Below are 21,186 nucleotides of genomic sequence, written 5' to 3' on the forward strand. Positions count from 1 at the left end.
GACCTGATGTCCCGTCTTATTTAAAACTCTGTTCGTCTGCAGGATACTGACCTGATTCAACCATTGAAATATAAAGTTTTACCGCATCGGTTACATTACCGGTTTCCTTAAGGAAGTTAAAGGCAAACTTAGGAGTGTGTCCCACGGTAAATCCAAGAGCGTCATGCATTACCAGAACCTGACCGTCCGTCTGGTTACCGGCACCGATGCCGATTACCGGAATGCTGAGTTCTGAAGTGATTCTGGCTGCAAGATCCTTTGGCACGCATTCAAGTACAATCATTGAAGCACCTGCATCAGCCACGGCAAAACAGTCATCAATCAGACGCTGCGCCGCATCACCTCTTCCCTGAACCTTGTATCCGCCGAAGACATTCACTGACTGCGGGGTAAGACCGAGGTGACCGCATACGGGAACACCGTTATTGACTAATGTGCGGATGCCGTCCTTAAGGAAAGCGCCGCCTTCAATCTTCACCACATTGGCACCGGCACGCATAAGTTTTGCGGCATTGGCGCACATTGAGGCGGTATCACAGCAGGTCATGAAAGGCATGTCCGCAAGTATAAGGGCATTTGTAACACCGCGTCTTACGCAGGCGGTGTGATAGGCCATGTCATCAATGGTAACGGCCACTGTACTGTCACGTCCCTGAATGGTCATTCCCAGTGAATCACCGATAAGAATCGCACTGATACCGGCCTCATCAAATATACGAGCAAAAGTTGCATCATATGCAGTGATGGTTGCGAATTTCTTGTGTTCATCCTTGAGCTTCTTCAAGGTTGAAACCGTAATACTCATAAAAGCCTCCGTATCAGTTTTTCATTTAGAAACAACTGCAGAACATATACGATTCTGAAAATATTGAACAATAACCGACCCGTGCCGGTTAACGACGCTAAATTATAGCACAGCTGACCGCACAAAAAATCACAGAATTACGCAGAAAACTTTTTAATCGTCAAAGATTATAGCAGGTTATAGTCCCATCCTATATTTGAACCAGGCCTTCAGGGCTCTCTGTTCAGGATGAAGATTCCTGCCGTATCTCTTGTTTTCCATATGAGACAGGCGTCTGATGGCCTTCATGTCAATTTCCGGCAGTTCAGGTACGGTATCCTTAAGCCTTCTGTTTTCGGAATGAGTAAACTCAGGATCAATTTCCAGCAGAGGAATAACCACGAAAGCCCTGTTCAGAATTTCAGGATGAGGGACCTTCAGCTCGTCATCATTAAAGCTCCGATCTCCGTAATAGAGAATATCCAGATCCATGGTTCTCTCGCCCCAGTGACGCAGTCTGAGTCTGTGATGCCTGTTTTCAATATCAAACAGCATGTGCAGCAGCTCATGCGCCTCTCTGGTTGTTTCCAGCTCAACAACGGCATTTATGAAATAATTCTGATCCTGAGGACCTACAGGTCTGGTACTGTACAGAGAACTGCAGGCAGTCACCCTGGTATCAGGAAGTTCATTCAGCTCTTTCAGAGCATCAACCATATGCTGCTTGGAATTACCGAGATTTGATCCCATTCCGACATAAACTTTTACTGCTTCACTCATGTATACGTTATACCCCGTTTTTTGCTGTTATCACCTGCCGGCATCTCATGAGGCCGAAGTGAAATTTTTAATAAGGTTCATGACCTGAGTGAAGTCATGAACGCGTGCGTTTCAGTATACTCTACAACGTGTTCCATATAACAAAACTGATTTGTATTTTCTCAACCTCAGTCAAATTATTCAACAATTGGAACAGGAAAGTACCTGATCGTTAAACATTCAGGATTCTACATCCAGTCTATTGCAGACGGTTTTCTTCCTTTTGATTTTTCAGCTTTTTTCTTGGAGCTTCTTGTTCTGGCCTTCTCACCTTTGGATTTTCTGCGGGATTTCTTCTGTTCCTTTTTAAGGGCCTTTTCCCTTTCAACGGCTTTGGCCATTTCCTTGGCTCGTCTGCTGTTTTTGATTTCCATTTCCTCTATGGCCCGATCAATGTCGGCTTCAGCATTCCTGCCGCCGGATCCGGATTTTCCCCTGCTCCTGCGACGCAGAACGGCCAGTGCGCTCTGAACCTCATAATCCTCCTGCCAGCTGTCACAGGCCTCCTGCAGAGAGTCATCCATGAATGCACGCAGACGCATGAAATCCACGGCGGCTCTGAAGAACTTGTTGGCCAGAACATGATCCGCATTGTCGGCCCCGTCAAGACCACTGTCAAGGTCAGCCTGAAGTCTCCATATTTCCATAATGATTTCCTGAACCATGTTAGGGAAATTGGTAATGGACATCTGTGATGCGATAACCTTTGCTCCAATCAGATCGATCAGAGAACGTTCGGATGAATGCACGAAACCAGGTGCGGTACGCAGCTTGTTCAGCATGCTGTTTACCAGAGGCCAGAGAAGCACTGCATAAAGGAATGCCGGCATGTTCGGTTTACCCTGTCGGTGACGCATGTCGGAACGCTTGAGTGATTCACCGATGAAACCGTTGAAATAATCACTGTTGAACACCACGCCGTGTTCGGTAAGGAACAGCTTCATGATTCCGCTTTCCATCAGAATCTTAAAACTCCTGTAACCATAGCCGGACAGGAAAAACTTGTTCACTTCTTCAAACAGTCTGCTGCTGTTAATATTTCTGATAAGAGAGAAATTTCCCTCAAACCCCTTCATGGTGCGATCGGTAATTCTGAATCCGAGCTTGGCGGCAAAACGGTAGGCTCTGATGATTCTCGCGGGATCCTCATGAATGCGAACCTGCGGATCCCCTATCATATCTATGTTTCCCTTGAGAATATCGTAGTATCCGCCATGGAAATCGTAAATCACGTGGCTCTTCGGAGAATAGTACAGGGCGTTTATACTGTAATCCCTGCGCTTTGAATCTTCTTCAATGCTGTCACCGTAGCTGTTGTCCCTGGTGAGCATACCGGTATCTCCGGCGCTTACCCTGCCGGAATCATTTTCCTCGTTGGATCTGAAGGTGGCCACTTCAATGATGACCTGGGAATCCCTCTGGCCGAACACGCAGTGAACAATCTTGAAACGTCTGCCGATGATTCTTCTCTGACAGTTTTTCACAACCTTGCAGATCTGATTCGGTGTGGCGTTGGTGGTAACGTCAAAATCCTTCGGTTCCTCACCGATAATGAGATCTCTTACTCCGCCGCCTACTATATAAGCCTTGAAGCCGGCCCTGTTCAGCTGGGAAACCACGCTGATGGCTTCAGGAAGAATGGCATTGTTGTCAATAAAATGAGCCTGAATCTGATACAGACATGAACCATCCCTTAAAGCCACATCCTTTCTCTTTTTTGATTCGGCAACAACATCATAGGCATCAGCAACTAAAGACTGACTGACTTTGATTTTACTCAAAATAAACCCCTGCAAATAATTCAAAAAAAAAACAAAAAGACGGAATTTAAGTGACGCGATTACGTAATCACGAAGAATAGAGACAGACAGCTGAACCGCCGGTTACCGCGGTCTGTGAATAACAGACGTGGCTGTTCACAGATAAAAAACGAGGCTTTTACGGCACCTGCTGTTCAGATTTATATCAGACTCATAAAAAAGCAGACAAAGGACAGATGATTCCATCCACCGAAACCGCGGGGACGATACCATTCTGAAAAAGCCGTTATTCCCGTCACCGCCCCGGAACATCTTCCGAAACATGAAAGTCTGCTCACGTTTTAGGCATATACACATGCACAGCGGTACAGAGCTTTCATCAAGACGGGAAAAAAGAGTCTGTTAAGGCCGGATTTAACAACAGCCGTAGGATTCGCATAAGCAAACTTGATAATGTCAGAACATTAACTTTTATATTCTCGTGAAAGTATAAAAGTTAACTTTCTTTTATCCTGCCTGCTGAATGTTTTACTGCGGCTGCAGCCAATCAGTCACCATCTGACTAAAATTCCGTCCGAACGGACAATACCCGTTCGCAAAAAACACGCTCATTCTATCACAATTATTCAAAAAGTAACCTTATTCATACCTTATACATGCAGGTCACAGTCATGTCACTGCCGGATACTTTTGACAAAACATCCGACACCGTCGGCATTTTCGGGACTGTTCATGATAAAAAAAATAATTTTGTTAATCAGGCCGCCCCGGAATTCCGACGTACGCCATTAAGGTTCAGCTCATAATTTATCCAGTCAGAAATATGTCAGTATCGACTTCACGGAACACAAAATAATCAATATTTAAAAAAAACACCTAAAATCAGACAAAAAACAACCAAACTAACCTATTTTGTAAAAATTTAACAAAAAAGTATTGACGAACTGAGAATAAACTTGCATAATGCACCCACTTTTTAGTTAGGTGCTGACAGGCACAGCGAAGGATTAAATGGCTATGTAGCTCAGTTGGTTAGAGCATCGCACTCATAATGCGGGGGTCACCAGTTCGAATCTAGTCATAGCCACCACAATCAGTGATAGGGGTATCGTCAAGCGGTAAGACCCAGGGTTTTGATCCCTGTATGCGCTGGTTCGAATCCAGCTACCCCTGCCACCACAAAACTAAAAATGCATTAAGTTGGGGTATCGCCAAGTGGTAAGGCAGCGGATTCTGATTCCGCCATCCCAAGGTTCGAATCCTTGTACCCCAGCCATAATGGCTACGTAGCTCAGTTGGTTAGAGCATCGCACTCATAATGCGGGGGTCACTAGTTCGATTCTAGTCGTAGCTACCATCTCTTAAGTTGGGGTATCGCCAAGTGGTAAGGCAGCGGATTCTGATTCCGCCATCCCAAGGTTCGAATCCTTGTACCCCAGCCATTCACTTAAAATCCCTTTTATACAGACACGGACTCACCTTAATCGGTTTTACTGTTTATTCCATCAGCTTTATCGGCATTACACTGCCTCTCACTACCGTTTTAAATCTCTACCGTTCTCTGACAGCCGATAATCGTGAATCATCATTATCCTGCCGTTTAATCTTCCCGATACGGAATCACGGTGAACAGAGGAGGTCTTAAACACCCGCCATTAATATCAACGCTTTGACAATAAAGTATGGTAAAATACCCCCTCAAAAATGTTAGCCGGCGAATATTTCCGACTAACCATACCAATTTAGTAGTAATACTTTGATTTCCGGACCATCCATAACTGACATGAATAAATTTTTTATCCAGACCTGGGGCTGTCAGATGAATGAATACGATTCATCACGCCTTATAGACCTAATGATTAACACCGGCTACGAACAGACCGAGGACATCACCGAAGCTGACGTGGTGATTCTGGTTACCTGCGCCATTCGTGAAAAGGCTCAGGACAAGGTGTTTAACCAGCTGTTCAGCTGGCAGCACAAAAAACAGTATAAGGAAGGCGCCGTCATCTGTGTCGGCGGCTGTGTAGCCTCCCAGGAGGGCGAAGCCGTTCTGAAGCGTGCTCCGATGGTAAGCGTCGTATTCGGACCGCAGACCATTCACCGTGTTCCGAACATGGTGGAAAAAGTTGTAAGCACCGGAGAAAGACTGGTGGATGTTTCCTTCCCTGAAGTGGAAAAGTTTGATTTTCTGCCCAGTCCGAAATCCCGCGGTCATGCCACTGCCTTCGTTACCATCATGGAAGGATGTTCAAACTTCTGCAGCTACTGCGTGGTTCCATACACCAGAGGTGCTGAATTCAGCAGAAATCTCAGGGAGATACTGGATGAAATCAGAACCCTTACAGCTCAGGGCGTAAAGGAAATTAATCTCATCGGACAGAACGTAAACTCGTACAACGGCAAAGATGAAGACGGAAACACCGTAACCTTTGCAGAGCTTCTGTACCACGTTGCCGGAATTGAAGGTGTGGAACGAATCAGATTCACCACCTCCAATCCTCATGATTTCACCGATGAGATAATTCAGGCCTTTGCAGATCTGCCTCAGATTGCCAATGCCATCCATCTTCCGGTTCAGAACGGTTCTGACAGAATACTCAAGGCCATGAACCGCAAGTATGACAGAAACAGATACATTGACGTGGTTACCCGTCTCAGACAGGTAAGACCCGATATCTACATCAGCACCGATTTTATCGTAGGTTTTCCGGGAGAAACCGATGAAGACTTCGAACAGACAATGGATCTGATTGAAACCGTAAAATTCGATCAGAGCTTTAGCTTCATCTATTCTCCAAGACCTAACACTCCTGCCGCCAAAATGGAAGACAAGACTCCGCTGATGACCAAAAAGGAAAGACTGTACCGTCTTCAGGCAGCCATCAACAACCAGGCCCAGCAGTACAGCCGCGAAATGCTCGGTTCAGTACAGAAAGTGCTGGTAGACGGTCTATCAGTGCGCGATGCCGAGGAATTAAGCGGCAGAACCGACAACAACCGTACGGTAAACTTCAAGGGCAGTCCTGAACTTATCGGCAGTTTTGTTTACGTAAAGATAACGGATGTTCTCACCCACACCCTGCGCGGTGAGTTAATTGAAGAACAGCAATAATCAGAAAAATGAAAACATCATCTAACAACATGATTACTCTGAAGACCATTCTTGAACCGGTCAGCAGAGATCGTCTGGCAAGTCTGTGCGGACCGCTTGACGATAATTTAAAGCATATTGAACGCCGTCTCGGTGTGCAGATAAGTTACAGAAATGAGAATTTCAGCATTACCGGCACCGAACCGCGCGCCAAAGCCGCAACCAGACTCATTAATGAGCTGTACATTGAAACAGCCCCGGTAAGAGGCAGTAAGGTTCATGATCTTACTCCCGACGAAGTGCATCTTGCCATTTCCGAAGCCAGGGTTCTTGATGATGACTCGGAAGAAAACCAGTCTGCAATCTCAGAAGAGCTAAACGAACTCTACCAGAAGGCTGTTACCATCAAGACCAAGCGCGGTATCGTAAAGCCCCGTTCAGGCAACCAGACTGAATACATCTCCAATATTCTGTCTCATGACATCAGCTTCGGCATCGGACCTGCCGGTACCGGTAAAACCTACCTTGCCGTTGCAGCCGCCGTTGATGCTCTTGAAAAACAGGAAGTAAGACGTATTCTTCTCACCAGACCTGCCGTTGAGGCTGGCGAAAAACTCGGCTTCCTTCCTGGAGATCTGAATCAGAAGGTTGATCCGTATTTAAGACCTTTATATGACGCCCTTTTCGAAATGCTCGGTTTTGAAAAGGTGGAAAAGCTGATGGAGCATCAGATCATTGAAGTTGCCCCTCTCGCATACATGCGCGGACGTACACTCAATGACTCCTTCATCATTCTTGATGAAAGCCAGAACACCACCATCGAACAGATGAAGATGTTCCTGACACGTATCGGTTTCAATTCCAGAGCGGTAATCACCGGGGACATCACCCAGATCGACCTGCCCCGCAACGTCAAGTCCGGTCTCAAGCACGCCATTGAGGTTTTAAGCGAAGTTGATGAAATCAGCTTCAACTTTTTCACCTCAAATGATGTTGTAAGACACCCTATCGTGGCTAAAATAGTCAGAGCCTACGAAAAGTTCGACATGATGCAGAAATCGGAAAAGACTGACAGAAGCGAAAAGGCCGCAAAGAATCCGGCCGGACAGTCTGCCGAAGCCGTAAATGAAACGGCCTCACAGACCGCAGACAATGACAGATAACGCATAAGCGGAGTTATTATGAGTACTGAAACCAATAAAGACGAAGAATATATCGAAGGTCCAATTTCCATAGATCTTCAGTATGCGGTGGATGATCGCAGCAATCTTCCATCAATTGACAGTCTGCTTAAGTATGCGACTGCAGCCATTACCGGATTCAGACCGGAGGCGGAAATCACCATCCGCATCGTTGAACCTGATGAAAGCCATCAGCTGAATCTTGAATACCGCGGCAAGGATCGCCCTACCAACGTACTGTCATTCCCTGCAACCGAAGATGATGACGTATTCTTCTTCGATGATGAGGATGAGGAAGACGGAGACTTTGACGAGAGTCTTCAGGAAGATGAAACCGAAGCTGACGAATCCGCGGAAGAGGAATTCACCACTGACGTGGATCCTGAAGAACTGAAAAACGCCGAAGAGGACGACGAGGATGAACAGAATCCTTTCGACAGCCTTTACATCGGTGACCTGGTTATCTGCCGAGACGTGGTGGAAAGAGAAGCCAGAGAACAGAACAAGCCTCTTGAAGCCCACTGGGCCCATATGGTGGTACACGGATGTCTGCACCTTCTCGGCTTCGACCACATAGATGATGAGGAAGCTGAAGAAATGGAAGGTCATGAAACTGAAATCATGCTTTCCCTGGGTTTTGCAGATCCTTATCAGGAAGATGAATACTAACCTGTTCCTTTTCTGAAAAAATCGGCCGGCGCGACTTGACTGAATCGGCCGTTTTTTTACGCATAAAGTATTCTCAGATCCGTCTTTTCCGCAGAATATCGGGAATTACGGATATAAAAGATAATATTTAAATCAAAACTTTTGAAAAAAATATTAAACGCTGCCCCCATGCTGTTATATAATGGCGGAAGCTTTATATTTCATACTACATGGAGCGGTTCAACCGAAATATATTTATATGAGTAGCGACGATAGCTATCCGCATTCGAAAAACAATCATCACAGACCGGAAAACTGGATAAACCGTATAGGACACATCATCAAGGGTGATCCTGCAGACAAGGAAGATCTGGCAGAAATCATTACCGATGCCGGCGAAAGAGAAATCATTGACGAAGATACCGAAGACATGCTCAAGGGCGTGTTTGAAATATCAGAACTCCGCGTAAGGGACATCATGATTCCGAGATCCCAGATGGTAACCATCAGCGCAGAATATTCAATTGACCGCGCGGCTTCAGAAATCATCAAATCAGGACATTCAAGATACCCGGTCATTCACGAGGACAAGGATCATATTGAAGGAATTCTTCTGGCAAAGGATCTTCTGAAATTCGTTGTCAATCAGGATAAGAATGCCAAGCTGACCGACATCATCCGTCCTGCCGTGGTGGTTCCGGAAAGCAAGCATGTTGACCGCCTGCTCAAGGAATTTCAGCAGTGCCGCTACCACATGGCCATTGTTGTTGATGAATACGGCGGAGTATCAGGACTTGTAACCATCGAGGACATACTTGAACTTATCGTCGGTGAAATCGAGGACGAATACGACAACGACGATGATGAACAGGATGAAATCGTACAGGTGAACGACAACACCTATCATATCGCCAGTCTGACTTCCATTGAAAACTTCAACAGAAAATTCAATACCTCCTACACTGATGACGAATATGACACCATAGGAGGCATGGTGATGCATGCCATCGGTCATCTCCCGGTCAAGGGTGAAACCGTGCACATTGACAATTTCGAATTCAAGATTCTGTCAACCGTAAGACATTCGACAAGTCTGCTGCAGCTCACCATTCATCCTGAAGAGGAAATCTGACGCACCTCCACTTTACATGACAGGATATCACCGGACAGCTGTGATATCCTGTTTTTTATCAGAACGGAATCAGCCGGCAGACTTTTTCCGTCTTGTACTAAACGCCCCCTGTCTATATAATACCGGAATACAGTAATGATAAAGATATATACAGATTTTTAGCGTTTTCAATATGTTTCACATAAACAGCAAATACAAGTTACTCACCGGATGCATTATCAGTGCCCTGGCCGGCTTTGTCACCACTCTGGGTTTTGCACCTGCAGACATGTGGTATTTAAGTCTTGCGGGGATTTTCAGTTTCGGATTTGTCTACGCAGGCAACACCACCCCCCGCCGTTCGGCACTGACTACCCTGATATTCTTCTTTGTCATGCACATGTGCGCAGTATCATGGCTCACCTCAGTCATGACCGGCTATGGAGAAATGTCATACGCGCTGGCTATTGGAGTTCTCATACTCTTCAGTCTCTACCTCTCCCTGTTTCCTACTCTTGCAGGTTATGCGGCCCACAGACTCTGCACCGGCATGCCGACCGTCCGCAATCTGGTTCTTTTCCCTTCCCTTATTGTCCTTGCTGAAATAATCAACAGCGTGCTGTTCACAGGCTTCGGATGGGATCTTCTCGGTTACACCCAGATTGATTCCTTCTTCAGTGCCTACGCTCCTCTAATCGGGGTTCAGGGCATGTCTCTGATTATGCTTATCGTAATCATGGGGGTCGTTTATGCATGCAGACGCAGATATATAGGTCATGCAGTCATCCCTACCGTTCTCATTATATTCGGGCTCAGCATGCAGAACTTTGAATATACCAGAGTGGGCAATCCCGTAAAGGCTGCTCTGATACAGGGAAACGTCAGCACTTCTGTTCACTGGAATCAGGATTCAGTATGGGAAGAACTGGAAATCTACATTCAGGAAATGCGTTCCAATCTCGATACCGAAATCATGGTATGGCCGGAATCAGCCATTCCGGATCTGGAAAACAACATGGAAAAGCTCAAGGTACTGAGCATGCTTGATTATGAAGCCAAATACAATAATATCGGGCTGATTACCGGCATTCAGTACTACGATGTGGCCAAACAGCAGTTTTTCAACAGCATGCTCGGTATTGGAGTCATTGATAAAAAGAAGGAACGTCAGTATACCTTCGGTGAAGGCAACAGATACTATAAACGCCATCTGGTTCCTATCGGCGAATTCGTGCCTTTTGAATGGCTCCTGAGACAGATGGGACCTATTTTCAACATGCCGATGAGCTCTTTTACCAGGGGCAGCGACGTTCAGGAAAACATTATGGTGCAGGATCTCAACGTGGCGTCCGCCATCTGTTATGAAATGGTATATAACAACGAGCTCAGGGATCAGGTGAATGAAAAGTCAAATCTCATCGTTACCGTAAGTAATGACGGATGGTTCAATTATACCGACGCGCCGATGCAGCACCTGTACATTGCAAGACTCAGAGCAAAGGAATTCGGCAAACCGGTTCTCAGAGCCACAAACAACGGTATCACTGCGGTTATTGATCATCAGGGAAACATCGTAAAAACCATCCCGGCAAATATCACTGCAACCCTGAGAGCTGAATTCAGACCTACATACGGTGAAACTCCGTTCTCACGCTTCGGTTCGTCATTCGTATATTTCTACATCGGACTGACACTGCTGCACACCGTTATTGCCAGACTGAGATACAGAAACATGATATCAAACAGACCTTCTCAGCAGATCTAGGCATTCCGGGCATCGTAAAAAAAGGCTGCATATCATAATGATACGCAGCCTTCCGTTTATCGGGAATAAGGGACGTAACCGTCCCTTATTTTTTCTTTAGAATTCAATCGGATTCAGCAGCTGAGGCATACCGTTACGGGTATTGAAATACTCGTCCAGAAGACTCTTGTTTACCTTATGATTATTCAGAAAAGCGGCGATGGCCGGTTTTACGTGAATAGGAGAATAACCTGTTGAATTCAGATCAGATTCATTAGTGGACAGCGGCTGATGAACTTCAATGTAGATACCGCCGTTAGGTTCCTCGGTTACCTTTACCGGTTCATTGATGAACTGAACTCTGGTATTAACCGGAACATTGTTGAACAGATATTCAATATCAGGATCACGCAGACGGATACATCCGTGGCTTACACGCAGACCGATACCGAAATCGGCATTGGTACCGTGAATGGCATACAGGCGTCCCACGTAAAGAGCGTAAAGTCCCATAGGATTGTCCTTGCCGGCAGGAACAACAGCAGGCAGAGGTTCACCCATGGCTGCATATTCGGCTCTGGTCTGAGCAGTCGGAGTCCAGGTAGGTCCGGCCTTCTTGCGTTCAACCTTGGTAATCCAGTCAACAGGAGTATCCTTGCCGAGCTGCCCGATACCTACCGGAAGCACGTCAACCACGCCGTCATGATAGTAATACAGTCTCATTTCAGCCGTGTTGACCACAATGCCTTCGTGCACGGTGTCTGGCAGAATAAGCTGCTGAGGAATAATAATGGTGCTGCCCGGCTTTGGTGAATAAGGATCCACTTTTGGATTGGCTTCAAGCATATTGCTGAAGCCCTGCTGATACTGTGCCGCAATGGCTTCAAGAGAGGTGTTGTTTCCGGGAACCCTGGTAACCAGAACTTCACCGACCAGACGACTGCCGTCCGCAGGAACCTTGTAGGTTACAGCCTGTGCATTAACACATGCGGCAGCAACCGCCATACCGATAAGAGATTTTAACAGTTTCATAAAAAACCTTATTTTAAACTGAGTTTTCTGATAATTCCCAGGCAGTTCAATACCACGCCTCTTAAGAAATTATCCATAACAGCAACCAGAGTAAATGATGAATTCTGCCCCTTTAAAGCTCTGATACGGGAGATATAAAGCTTATCTTCCTTCTTACCGAACTTCACCGGAGTGATTTCCTCATCATCCACAATTTCAACTCCCGGAGCAGCCGCGATGAGCTCCTTGAATTCATCCAGAGAGATGTCTTCCCTGAAGGAAATGTTGAGGCTCAGTGTGTGTCCGTAGAATACGGGAACAACCATGGAGGTCAGATTGATGACATCCGCGGTTTCTCCAAGCACCTGCTTCAGTTCGGCAATCACGTTGTTCTCATGAGTGGTGGTATCGTCATAATTGATGTCACCTACGGCTGTATGAACATTGAAGGCCATCTGGCTCGGGAAAATGCGGGGAGCGATATCTCTCATGTTGAACAGGGAAATTGACTCACGTGCAAGCTCGGCGGTACCGCTGTCACCCACTCCTGAAACAGATTCCATCATTACGGCACTGACCGAACTGATGTCAGCTCTTTCGGAAACAGGCTTGAGAATAAGTGAAAGCATGGTAGCTTCGGAACTCATTGGCACGATGTAATCGGCATCATATACGAAGTCGGTATCGGCATCTGCCAGACCGTCCACGAACAGTCTGCCGTCATTGACGTTAACTTCACCGGCATCGACAACCACCAGACCGTTTTTTCTGGCCTGGGCTACCAGCCTGTCGGCTTCACTGTAGTTACCGGCGATCAGCAGAACCGTTGCGGTTTCAGGTTCGAAATCATCAACCCTGCGGATCTGATAATTCTTACCTCGGTAGCTGATGGCATCATAGTCTTCCGCCGTATATGACAGAGGAATGTAATCAGCAAGTTCAATACCTTCATCTTCCATTGACTCAATGAGAGCCTTACCTACATCAGTATCATAGCCTAACAGTGCAAGTTTAATTTCAGCCATTGTTTTTCCTCAAATAAAAACCAAACAAGGAGAATTGTGTGAGCATTATAACAAATCAGACCGTACATGACCTAACTGAGACAATTTAATTTAAAAAAATTAATGCCATTCCGTAATCTGAATGAGGAACATACCGTCATCACAATCACCGTAAAACGTAAAAAAGCAGGTTCTTCACGGGAATTGTTGGGAATGTAAATATTGAAGAAGGGGCAAAAGTATTCCATTATTTAAGTTACCACACAAAAACAAATAGAGATACCTTAAGCCCCTTAAGACGTATGATACACAGATAAACTCAGGCTGCCAACCATTTACTTTTGATTCAACCAGCTCGACTCCAAAAACTTAAAATACGTTCTATCATTTGTAAGCAACCGCCAGACGTCGGACGTGACATGTCCTTTCTGCAGAAAAAAGAATGTATATGCACATGCCGGACACTCCACTGGAATTAAGGATTTTCCGGATCATCCCAAACACCGGCCAAGTCTGGTTTTTCACTATCACGGATACAAGTGTAGAGAATGCGGACAATATTTTACAGAAGACATACCTGAAAAGATTCCGCATGCCAAAATACATTGGAAAACAGTTAAGAAAATCCATCTGGGAATCATGGATGAATTTCTTAAAAAACGGAAAGAGGAGCGCCTGCGTTCCGGATATAAACCGACATACCTTGCGGTTGATGAATTTGCTTACACAAAGCCTCCATTAACTTTTTTTGATAACATTCCTTATCTGTTAACTTTACTCCGCAATTGGATTCTGTGCCTTCCACGATTTTAAATTCATTTCATCATGATTTGCTCTGACGTCTGGTCTTCAGGCAGACGCCGGAGCAAAGATAAAAAAATCATAGTTTCTTTTGAACAATGGCGACATATCTGTCACACACATCCTGAAAACGTTGCTGGGCCAGACTGATATGCTCATTAATTTCATTCATTCTGACTTTTGCTGCATGAATCATTCTTCTGGAATTTTCAATATGAGAAGGCAGGGTTATCAGACTGTCTGACTTCACGACGAATCAATTCAACACCTTCCGGAAACTTTTCAGACAAGAGCAAAGCAAACTGAGGATCCGCATAATGATAATCGCCCAAAATATGACTGATAAGTCTTTCGCTGAGAATCTTACGTTCTTCGCTTCCAGATATGACAGCATCAGGATGTAACAATACATATTCCAAAGGAATTTTTATGCGAAGACGGTCATGTCCAGCCACAATGAAATACCAGACATTATCGCTGTCATAGAAAAATAAAGAATCAACAAACCAGCCGAGCACACCGTCTTCCGAACTGCTGAAAGACAGTAAATTCTGACGGCAGTTCTCAGTCTCCGGCTCAGCATCAGTCTTTCCCAATTCCGTAATACCTTTTTCAGAAAACAGTTCTTCCACGGATTCAGGTGTGTTATATTTTTCCAGAAGGTCTGAGGCGATTTTTCGGCAACCGTCACCATAAGCATCGTAACCATACTGAACAATACCGTTCTCAAGTTTTCTGGCAATTACAATGAATTCCATTATCCGTATTTTTCCTTTTGTCTGTACATCTATCCTGAAATCCGTAAGCCTATAATGTTCTTCAGGAATATTATCAATTTAGCAGAAATAAAGAGTAGGGATTCTAATGAGAAGCGTACACCTTGCCGTTACCTATCTACTATCTTCTTGGAAACTATGGCATCAGCACACAATAATATTAGTCTATCTGTTTTTTATACTTTGTATTCAGAAATGCGACCGTGTTATTTTTACAAATATTCCCACTCTTTTTAGCCAGTCAGTTTGAATTTTCAGATCGTGTCCGCATTTAACATAGTATTCTAAAAAAGGGGGTGTTCTATTGATGACAAAAAAGCCTTCCGCATTTCCGTGCGGAAGGCTGTCAGATTAATAAGAAAGGTTACTTTTTCTTCCCTATGTCAAAAAGAATTGAGGCAACTTCATCATAGGTGTCCACATAGTTGAAGTTCACTCCTTCCCTTACATAGTCAGGAAGTTCGGCCACATCCTCCCTGTTGGCGTTTGGAACAATCAGATTGCTGATGCCGACGCGCTTGGCGGCGATAACCTTTTCCCTGATACCTCCGATGGCCAGGACATTACCGGTAAGAGAAAGCTCTCCGGTCATGGCGAAGTTTACCTTCGGAGCCCTGTTGAGCACCAGAGACAGAAGCGCACTGGCCATGGTGATGCCCGCGCTCGGTCCGTCCTTAGGTGTGGCGCCTTCAGGAACATGCAGGTGAATGTTGGCCTTTTCGAAATAATTGGCAGGCACGTCACTGCACAGACGGGCGAGATTTGACGCCACATAGCTTAAGGCGATCGATGCCGATTCCTTCATGACATTACCGAGATTACCGGTAAGACTGAAGCCCTTGGCATAGTGATCCACCAGTCTTGCCTCTACAGGCAGTGTGGCTCCTCCCACAGAGGTCCATGCCAGACCGGTAACAATGCCTACGCCGCTTAAGGTCTTTTCCCTTGCAAAAGGAGGAACACCCAGATAGCCGCGAACGTCGGAGGCTTTAACCACAATCTTTTCGCTTTCCTTTTCCACCAGTTTTATCACACCCTTGCGGATGATTTTGGCAATGCTCTTTTCCAGATTGCGCACGCCGGATTCACGGGCGTACTCATCAATGATTTTACGGACTGCGGTATCCTGGAATCTTATTTCCCTGTTTCTGATGCCTGATTTTTCAAGAGCCTTGGGTATCAGATGCTTCTTGGCGATTCTGAACTTCTCCTCGGCAAGATACCCTGACAGGGTTATGGCATCCATACGGTCAAGCAGAGCCGGAGGAATGGTGTCCAGGGAATTGGCTGTACAGATGAACAGGCATTTTGACAGATCAATCTTCACGTCAAGATAATGATCCCTGAAGCCGCAGTTCTGTTCCGGATCCAGAGTTTCCAGCAGTGCACTGCCGGGATCCCCCTGAGTGCTTATTCCCAGCTTGTCTATTTCATCCAGCAGAATAACCGGATTCATGGCCTTTGATTCCTTCAGTGCCTGAACCAGCTTGCCAGGAAGAGCGCCGATGTAGGTTCGTCTGTGTCCCTTGATTTCCGCTTCATCACGCATGCCGCCGAGACTGAATCTGAAAAACGGTCTGTTGAGTGCTCTGGCGACTGAACGGCCGATTGAGGTTTTACCCACGCCCGGAGGTCCTACAAGAAGCATTACCGCACCGTTGAATTCCTGTTTGTAGCTGCCTACCGCCAGAAATTCCAGAATTCTTTCCTTCACGTCGTTCAGACCTTCATGATCCTCCTCGAGAATCTTTCTTGCGTGTCTGATATTGAAATTATCCTTTACGTAAACTCCCCACGGCACGTCAGTAAGCCAGTTGAGATAATCACGGCTTACTGCAAATTCAGGACTTTGCGAATCAAGAAGCTTCATGCGGTTGAGTTCCTCATGGAAGCGATCCAGAATCTCCTTAGGCGGATTGAGATTATCCATCTTGTCCGTAAGTCTGTTTATTTCAGATGTCTTGTCGTCAACCAGAACCCCTAGTTCCTTCTGAATTTCCTTTAACTGTTCCTTCAGGAAGAAATTACGCTGCTTGGCGTTAATCTTTTCGGAAACGGTGTTCTTGATGGTTTTTTCAAGCTTGGTGCTGGCAAGTTCCTTCTGAACCAGAGACAGAGACAGTTTCAGTCGCGGAATAAGATCCACGGTTTCAAGCACCTCAAGAAGTTCGGCTGAGCTTGCCGTGGTGATACTTGCGGCACAGTCGGCAAGAAGAGACGGATCGTTCGGATTGAACCTCAGCAGATACTGCTTGAGTTCCTGATAATACAGAGGATTAATCGGAATCATCTCCTGCATGGTGGAAATAATGGCCATGGCATATGCCTTGACCTCGATTTCCTCCTTGGCATCTCTCGGCGGAAGCTCATCCTCAGGATATGTTGCATCCCCTTCTATCACCTTACTGTTCTTTACGTGAATGTTATCCAGTCTGACACGGGTAAGCCCCTGAATCACAATCTGCAGATCCTCACCGATACGTGCCTGCATGATTCTGACCAGACACCCCATTTTGCCGGTCAGGCTGTCAGCCTTGAATTCCTGTTCAAGTTCACTTTCTGGTCTTACCACGATGGCAAGCACCTTGGATTCGGAATTAACGACCTGACGGATCGTGGCAGCCCACTTGCTGGCAAGCTGAACCGGAATCAGCTCACTCGGCAGGACAGGTCTGTCATAAACCGGAATAACCGCTACCTTCGCTGGTCTCACCTTGTCGGAAACAACGACACTTCCTGAATTCTGTTCAGAATTTTCGGTCTCGTCTTCATGTTCGGTTTCGTTCTCTTTGAGAGAATCGATATCATCATCTTTTTTTCTGGACATACGTACTTTTCCATAAATATAACTACCATGGAATTACGTATGGGCATCTCGATGAAATTTCAAGATACATCACAATTTTTTTGGTAACCGGTATCTGCCTGCGGTAATGATGAGGAGCACGTCTTTATCATAAGGATGTCTCATTTATGAAAAAATATACGTGTCAACCGGAAGATCCGCTTTCAAACGAGAGATTTCACAGAGTTTTTTATACGTAACATATAACTTATTATTGTTCAGATTTCAGGTAATATATATAATTCACAACAACGGAATTTCCGACGCCTGCCGAATGCCATGAATACCTTTTGCGGCAGGACAGGAAACCCCGGACTTATTTAGTACAAGAATATCCCGGATAATGAACATAAAACCGATCCCTGAGGATCCGTAAATCAGGATATTTAACGACCAACGCATTATTCCACATACAGAAAAAGGAGCTGTAGCATGAAATGTCCTTTCTGCAAATCTGAAATCAATGATAATTCCAGATTCTGTCCGAACTGCGGCAAGAACCTTCCTCACAACAGACAGAACACAGACAACAATCAGCAGGATTCCGGTTTTTCCGGTACTGCAGAAAACAGCGGTAATCAGTCAGTAACAGCAGAAAACCCGCAGATCAATCAGGAGCCTGTTTATTCCGACAGATTCAGTCAGGGAGACGCTCAGTTCAGTCAGAACAGTTATCAGTTCAGTCAGAACAACACCAATCCTCAGCTTAACGAGGCTCTCAATGGAATAAACACCATGAACGTGATGCAGATTATCTGCCTGATATCAATGTTCCTTCCGTTTGTGAATGTTCTTAGCCAGATCCTGCTTCTCGTCATCATCATCATGTCTTTCGGGCTGACATCAAAAGTAAGCAATGCATTCCGCAAATTCAACTATGAGCAGTATGCAAGGATATCAGACGGTATTAAAACAAAGTGTGCAGTTATTCTCGTATCCTCAGTGCTTTCAATAGTTGCAGTTTTTGTAGCGTCTGCAGGAATTGGAGCGGAATCCACTGCCGTGACTGTATCAGGAATTCTAATCGCGGTTGTAGCTGCACTTACATCAGCAATGCTCCAGATATACTGCTTCTGCCGTCTCTATACCGTAAAGAACGCTCTGGAATCAATCGCCTTGAATCAGGAACTGCCGCAGAAGCCAAGCTCCGGAACTGTTATCTGGGTATGTGTTATAGCGGTTATTTTCTTCCTTATGATTGTCATCGGAGGAATACTTGCCGCTATCGCACTGCCTGCATATGCAAGCTACATGAAGAGAGCTAGATTTACCGAAGTAACTACGATTGTTGACGCTGTTAAACGACAGGCTGAACTCTGTGCCTTCGAGTTCGACTATACAAATCTTGAAGGAAACTGTGACAATACCAGACAGGCTGCCGAAGGCTCAGGCTGGGCACTGTATTCTCCACATGATTATGCAACAAAATACGTTGAATCAGTTGAGGTCGTTTCCTTAAATGCTGAACGCGCAAGATCAGGTAAACCTGAAATACATATCACTGCCACTACAACCCGTTCAGGTTTCGGAGGCAGAAAATCAGGGATCTCAGTAGTCGGCAAAGTTGTCAACAAAGACATCGACTGGTCAGTAGATTATTCCAATTCTCCGTGCAAAACGGATAAGCTCTGCTAATCTGCCTATAAACAAGTGCCGTTTTTCAGAATGACACTGTTCTGAAAGTCTGCATGACTGTCCTGAAAAGGAGCTTCAGTATCGTTAAAGTCTTATCACGATTACTTGAAGCTCCTTTTTATTTTTCTGCAGAATTTACCGTAATCTGCAGTCATTGAATCAGCATCTTCCGATAATCACGATCAGCGTATCCGAAAGTCATATAAGGATTCCGACAGACCGTTTGTCTTTAACGGATGCAGATATTTTGTATCCAGTTTCATATTGACAAAAAATTATAAACAACCTTAAAATATACTAAACTGATTGGTTTTATAGGTATAATTTTTTCAACGCTCTGCAGAAGCCCCATCCTCATTCAAAAAAACTTCTGCGGAAAGCTTGAGCCGAAGCTGAAATGACGCCGGAAAACGAGGCTGCGGACACGACAATCAGTGCATGCTGTCGAGATAAATCACCATCTTCCCCCAGTGTCGCTGAGCCCCCCGGGGGAAGATGTTTCCACAGTCGCACAGAATACCGTTTCGTACCGTTTTTACACGTCATATGAATTCAGCAGAATCAGTATATGTCGTATTTTACTGTTTCCGCCGAATCATCACTCTGTCCCGAATAACAAAAACAACAACAATTACAGCTAAACAGAATTACTGACAGGATGGCATAAGATTTTACCATTTAACGGAGAATATCAGACCTTACCGGAACTACACATCAGGAGATATTTAAATGGCAAAGGGTGTTAACTACGCCTTACTTAAAAAAGGCGGATTCATGCGACAGAAGCAGAAAGGCTACTTTTCTCTGCGTCTGCAGGTGGTGGGAGGAAATCTTACCGCCGAAAACATAAGAACGGTATCCGAAGTAGCGGAACAGTACGGTCACGGCTACGTGCACATGACCAGCCGTCAGGGTATTGAAATTCCATTCATTTACGTAGACGACATCGAGGAAGTAAAAGACAAACTTGCCGCGGGCGGAGTTCATCCCGGGGTATGCGGCCCGCGCGTAAGAACCGTCACGGCATGTCAGGGTAACGCAGTCTGTCCGAGCGGATGTATCGACACATCCACCCTAGCAAGAGAACTCAGTGAAAGATATTTCGGCAGAGAGCTTCCCCATAAATTCAAGTTCGGTGTTACCGGCTGCGTAAACAACTGCCTCAAGGCTGAAGAAAACGACTTCGGCGTAAAGGGCGGCATGATTGTTTCATTTGACAGGGAAAAATGCATCAACTGCAAGGTATGTACAAAGGCATGCCGTGAAGGAGCCCTCTCCTTCAGTGAAGAGGAGAAAATCACCAAGCAGGAGTCTCTGTGCAACAACTGCGGCAGATGCGTAAAGTCCTGTCCTGCCGAGGCCTGGACCGGCGAACCTGGATACATTGTTTCCTTCGGCGGTCTGTTCGGCAACAGAATCTTCCGAGGTGAAAACCTGCTTCCGATTATCAGGGACAAGGAAACACTGTTCAGAATTGCCGACGCCACCATTGACTACTTTGCAACTCATGCAAAACCGAGCGAACGCTTCAGAACGACTCTGGAAAGACTCGGCATAGATGAATTCAAAAAGGTTATTGAGGAGGCTTACAATGGCTGATATACATGCTGATCACGATCTCGACATAACCGATGTTGTCTGTCCGAACACTTTCGTCAAGGCCAAAGTGGTTCTCGAAGAACTTGATGACGGGGAAATTCTGGCAATCCGTATGAATGACGGAGAACCTGTTCAGAACGTACCGCGCTCCATTAAGGATGACGGCCACAAAATACTCGGTCTGAACGATAACGGTGACGGTACCTATACCCTCTATGTAAGGAAGGTAGAGGAATAGTCCCCTGATACAGACGGAAATTCCGGTTTAGCGGCTGGAATTTCCGGATGAAAAAAGTCAACAGAAAAAGTAATTGCAGAAAGATAATAGTATAATAAGCAGTCAGCTGATGGCATGAACAGCGCCATGTTCATGA

15 protein-coding genes and 5 tRNA genes are annotated in these 21,186 nt (G+C 45.5%); 13 read left to right on the forward strand and 7 right to left on the reverse strand.

Features of this window, described 5'->3' with window-relative positions:
• Positions 1–16: 16 nt before the first annotated feature.
• From panB to pcnB, 3 genes are all read right to left on the reverse strand, one after another.
• Complete coding sequence (gene panB, locus BMY80_RS00375) at positions 17–805, reverse strand: 3-methyl-2-oxobutanoate hydroxymethyltransferase (protein ID WP_031579560.1); 789 nt, start codon at positions 803–805, stop codon at positions 17–19.
• Positions 806–982: 177 nt separating this feature from the next.
• Positions 983–1,564 carry a 2-amino-4-hydroxy-6-hydroxymethyldihydropteridine diphosphokinase gene (folK, locus tag BMY80_RS00380; protein ID WP_093139868.1) on the reverse strand — a complete coding sequence of 194 codons (582 nt, stop codon included), beginning with the start codon at positions 1,562–1,564 and terminating at the stop codon, positions 983–985.
• 227 nt (positions 1,565–1,791) lie between these two features.
• Positions 1,792–3,384, reverse strand: coding sequence for a polynucleotide adenylyltransferase PcnB (pcnB, locus tag BMY80_RS00385; RefSeq protein ID WP_051621908.1), 1,593 nt, complete (start codon positions 3,382–3,384; stop codon positions 1,792–1,794).
• A gap of 992 nt (positions 3,385–4,376) precedes the next feature.
• Here pcnB and BMY80_RS00390 point away from each other — a divergent pair.
• The 10 genes from BMY80_RS00390 to lnt all read left to right on the forward strand — a co-directional run bounded on the left by BMY80_RS00390 (position 4,377) and on the right by lnt (position 11,162).
• Positions 4,377–4,453: transfer RNA gene (locus BMY80_RS00390), tRNA-Met, on the forward strand.
• Positions 4,454–4,464: 11 nt separating this feature from the next.
• Positions 4,465–4,539, forward strand: a tRNA-Gln gene (locus BMY80_RS00395).
• 25 nt (positions 4,540–4,564) lie between these two features.
• Positions 4,565–4,639, forward strand: a tRNA-Gln gene (locus BMY80_RS00400).
• A gap of 4 nt (positions 4,640–4,643) precedes the next feature.
• Positions 4,644–4,720 (forward strand) — tRNA-Met (locus tag BMY80_RS00405).
• Positions 4,721–4,730: 10 nt separating this feature from the next.
• Positions 4,731–4,805: transfer RNA gene (locus BMY80_RS00410), tRNA-Gln, on the forward strand.
• Positions 4,806–5,146: 341 nt separating this feature from the next.
• A complete protein-coding gene (gene miaB / locus BMY80_RS00415) occupies positions 5,147–6,478 on the forward strand; it encodes a tRNA (N6-isopentenyl adenosine(37)-C2)-methylthiotransferase MiaB (RefSeq protein ID WP_093139873.1) in 1,332 nt (443 codons plus the stop codon).
• Between the two features lie 8 nt (positions 6,479–6,486).
• Complete coding sequence (locus BMY80_RS00420; protein WP_093139876.1) at positions 6,487–7,620, forward strand: PhoH family protein; 1,134 nt, start codon at positions 6,487–6,489, stop codon at positions 7,618–7,620.
• 18 nt (positions 7,621–7,638) lie between these two features.
• On the forward strand, positions 7,639–8,307 hold the full coding sequence (ybeY, locus tag BMY80_RS00425) for an rRNA maturation RNase YbeY (protein ID WP_093139879.1): 669 nt from the start codon (positions 7,639–7,641) through the stop codon (positions 8,305–8,307).
• Between the two features lie 238 nt (positions 8,308–8,545).
• Positions 8,546–9,418, forward strand: coding sequence for a CorC family transporter (locus BMY80_RS00430; RefSeq protein ID WP_031579566.1), 873 nt, complete (start codon positions 8,546–8,548; stop codon positions 9,416–9,418).
• A gap of 172 nt (positions 9,419–9,590) precedes the next feature.
• Entirely contained in the window at positions 9,591–11,162 is a 1,572-nt protein-coding gene (gene lnt, locus BMY80_RS00435; protein ID WP_093139881.1) for an apolipoprotein N-acyltransferase, read from the forward strand.
• 96 nt (positions 11,163–11,258) lie between these two features.
• Here lnt and BMY80_RS00440 read toward each other — a convergent pair whose 3' ends face one another.
• The 4 genes from BMY80_RS00440 to lon form a co-directional block, all read right to left on the reverse strand.
• Positions 11,259–12,173, reverse strand: a complete 915-nt coding sequence (locus BMY80_RS00440) for a L,D-transpeptidase family protein (protein ID WP_093139884.1) — start codon at positions 12,171–12,173, stop codon at positions 11,259–11,261.
• An 8-nt stretch (positions 12,174–12,181) separates the two neighbouring features.
• Positions 12,182–13,177, reverse strand: a complete 996-nt coding sequence (locus tag BMY80_RS00445) for an Asd/ArgC dimerization domain-containing protein (RefSeq protein WP_031579569.1) — start codon at positions 13,175–13,177, stop codon at positions 12,182–12,184.
• Positions 13,178–14,166: 989 nt separating this feature from the next.
• Positions 14,167–14,715, reverse strand: a complete 549-nt coding sequence (locus tag BMY80_RS00455; protein ID WP_093139889.1) for a hypothetical protein — start codon at positions 14,713–14,715, stop codon at positions 14,167–14,169.
• 382 nt (positions 14,716–15,097) lie between these two features.
• Positions 15,098–17,560, reverse strand: a complete 2,463-nt coding sequence (gene lon, locus BMY80_RS00460; RefSeq protein WP_037319740.1) for an endopeptidase La — start codon at positions 17,558–17,560, stop codon at positions 15,098–15,100.
• 450 nt (positions 17,561–18,010) lie between these two features.
• On the opposite strand from lon, the gene BMY80_RS00465 reads away from it, so the two are divergent.
• From BMY80_RS00465 to BMY80_RS00475, 3 genes are all read left to right on the forward strand, one after another.
• Positions 18,011–19,213 (forward strand): hypothetical protein, encoded by a 1,203-nt coding sequence (locus BMY80_RS00465; protein ID WP_093139892.1) that lies wholly within the window; start codon positions 18,011–18,013, stop codon positions 19,211–19,213.
• A gap of 729 nt (positions 19,214–19,942) precedes the next feature.
• Positions 19,943–20,812: a 4Fe-4S binding protein gene (locus BMY80_RS00470; RefSeq protein WP_093139894.1), complete on the forward strand. Its 870-nt coding sequence runs from the start codon at positions 19,943–19,945 to the stop codon at positions 20,810–20,812.
• Positions 20,805–21,050 carry a sulfurtransferase TusA family protein gene (locus BMY80_RS00475; protein ID WP_093139897.1) on the forward strand — a complete coding sequence of 82 codons (246 nt, stop codon included), beginning with the start codon at positions 20,805–20,807 and terminating at the stop codon, positions 21,048–21,050. The genes BMY80_RS00470 and BMY80_RS00475 overlap by 8 nt, the downstream gene beginning before the upstream one ends.
• The last annotated feature ends 136 nt before the right edge of the window (positions 21,051–21,186 follow it).

The organism is Ruminobacter amylophilus (genome assembly GCF_900115655.1).
In the GTDB taxonomy this organism is placed as follows: domain Bacteria; phylum Pseudomonadota; class Gammaproteobacteria; order Enterobacterales; family Succinivibrionaceae; genus Ruminobacter; species Ruminobacter amylophilus.

Bases quoted from the DNA above. Each gene is read 5' to 3' on its own strand.
- BMY80_RS00440 (WP_093139884.1), bottom strand. From the start codon at position 12,173: ATGAAACTGTTAAAATCTCTTATCGGTATGGCGGTTGCTGCCGCATGT.
- panB (WP_031579560.1), bottom strand. From the start codon at position 805: ATGAGTATTACGGTTTCAACCTTGAAGAAGCTCAAGGATGAACACAAG.
- ybeY (WP_093139879.1), top strand. From the start codon at position 7,639: ATGAGTACTGAAACCAATAAAGACGAAGAATATATCGAAGGTCCAATT.
- BMY80_RS00445 (WP_031579569.1), bottom strand. From the start codon at position 13,177: ATGGCTGAAATTAAACTTGCACTGTTAGGCTATGATACTGATGTAGGT.
- lnt (WP_093139881.1), top strand. From the start codon at position 9,591: ATGTTTCACATAAACAGCAAATACAAGTTACTCACCGGATGCATTATC.
- BMY80_RS00470 (WP_093139894.1), top strand. From the start codon at position 19,943: ATGGCAAAGGGTGTTAACTACGCCTTACTTAAAAAAGGCGGATTCATG.
- BMY80_RS00475 (WP_093139897.1), top strand. From the start codon at position 20,805: ATGGCTGATATACATGCTGATCACGATCTCGACATAACCGATGTTGTC.
- BMY80_RS00430 (WP_031579566.1), top strand. From the start codon at position 8,546: ATGAGTAGCGACGATAGCTATCCGCATTCGAAAAACAATCATCACAGA.
- folK (WP_093139868.1), bottom strand. From the start codon at position 1,564: ATGAGTGAAGCAGTAAAAGTTTATGTCGGAATGGGATCAAATCTCGGT.
- BMY80_RS00465 (WP_093139892.1), top strand. From the start codon at position 18,011: ATGAAATGTCCTTTCTGCAAATCTGAAATCAATGATAATTCCAGATTC.
- BMY80_RS00455 (WP_093139889.1), bottom strand. From the start codon at position 14,715: ATGGAATTCATTGTAATTGCCAGAAAACTTGAGAACGGTATTGTTCAG.
- lon (WP_037319740.1), bottom strand. From the start codon at position 17,560: ATGTCCAGAAAAAAAGATGATGATATCGATTCTCTCAAAGAGAACGAA.
- miaB (WP_093139873.1), top strand. From the start codon at position 5,147: ATGAATAAATTTTTTATCCAGACCTGGGGCTGTCAGATGAATGAATAC.
- BMY80_RS00420 (WP_093139876.1), top strand. From the start codon at position 6,487: ATGAAAACATCATCTAACAACATGATTACTCTGAAGACCATTCTTGAA.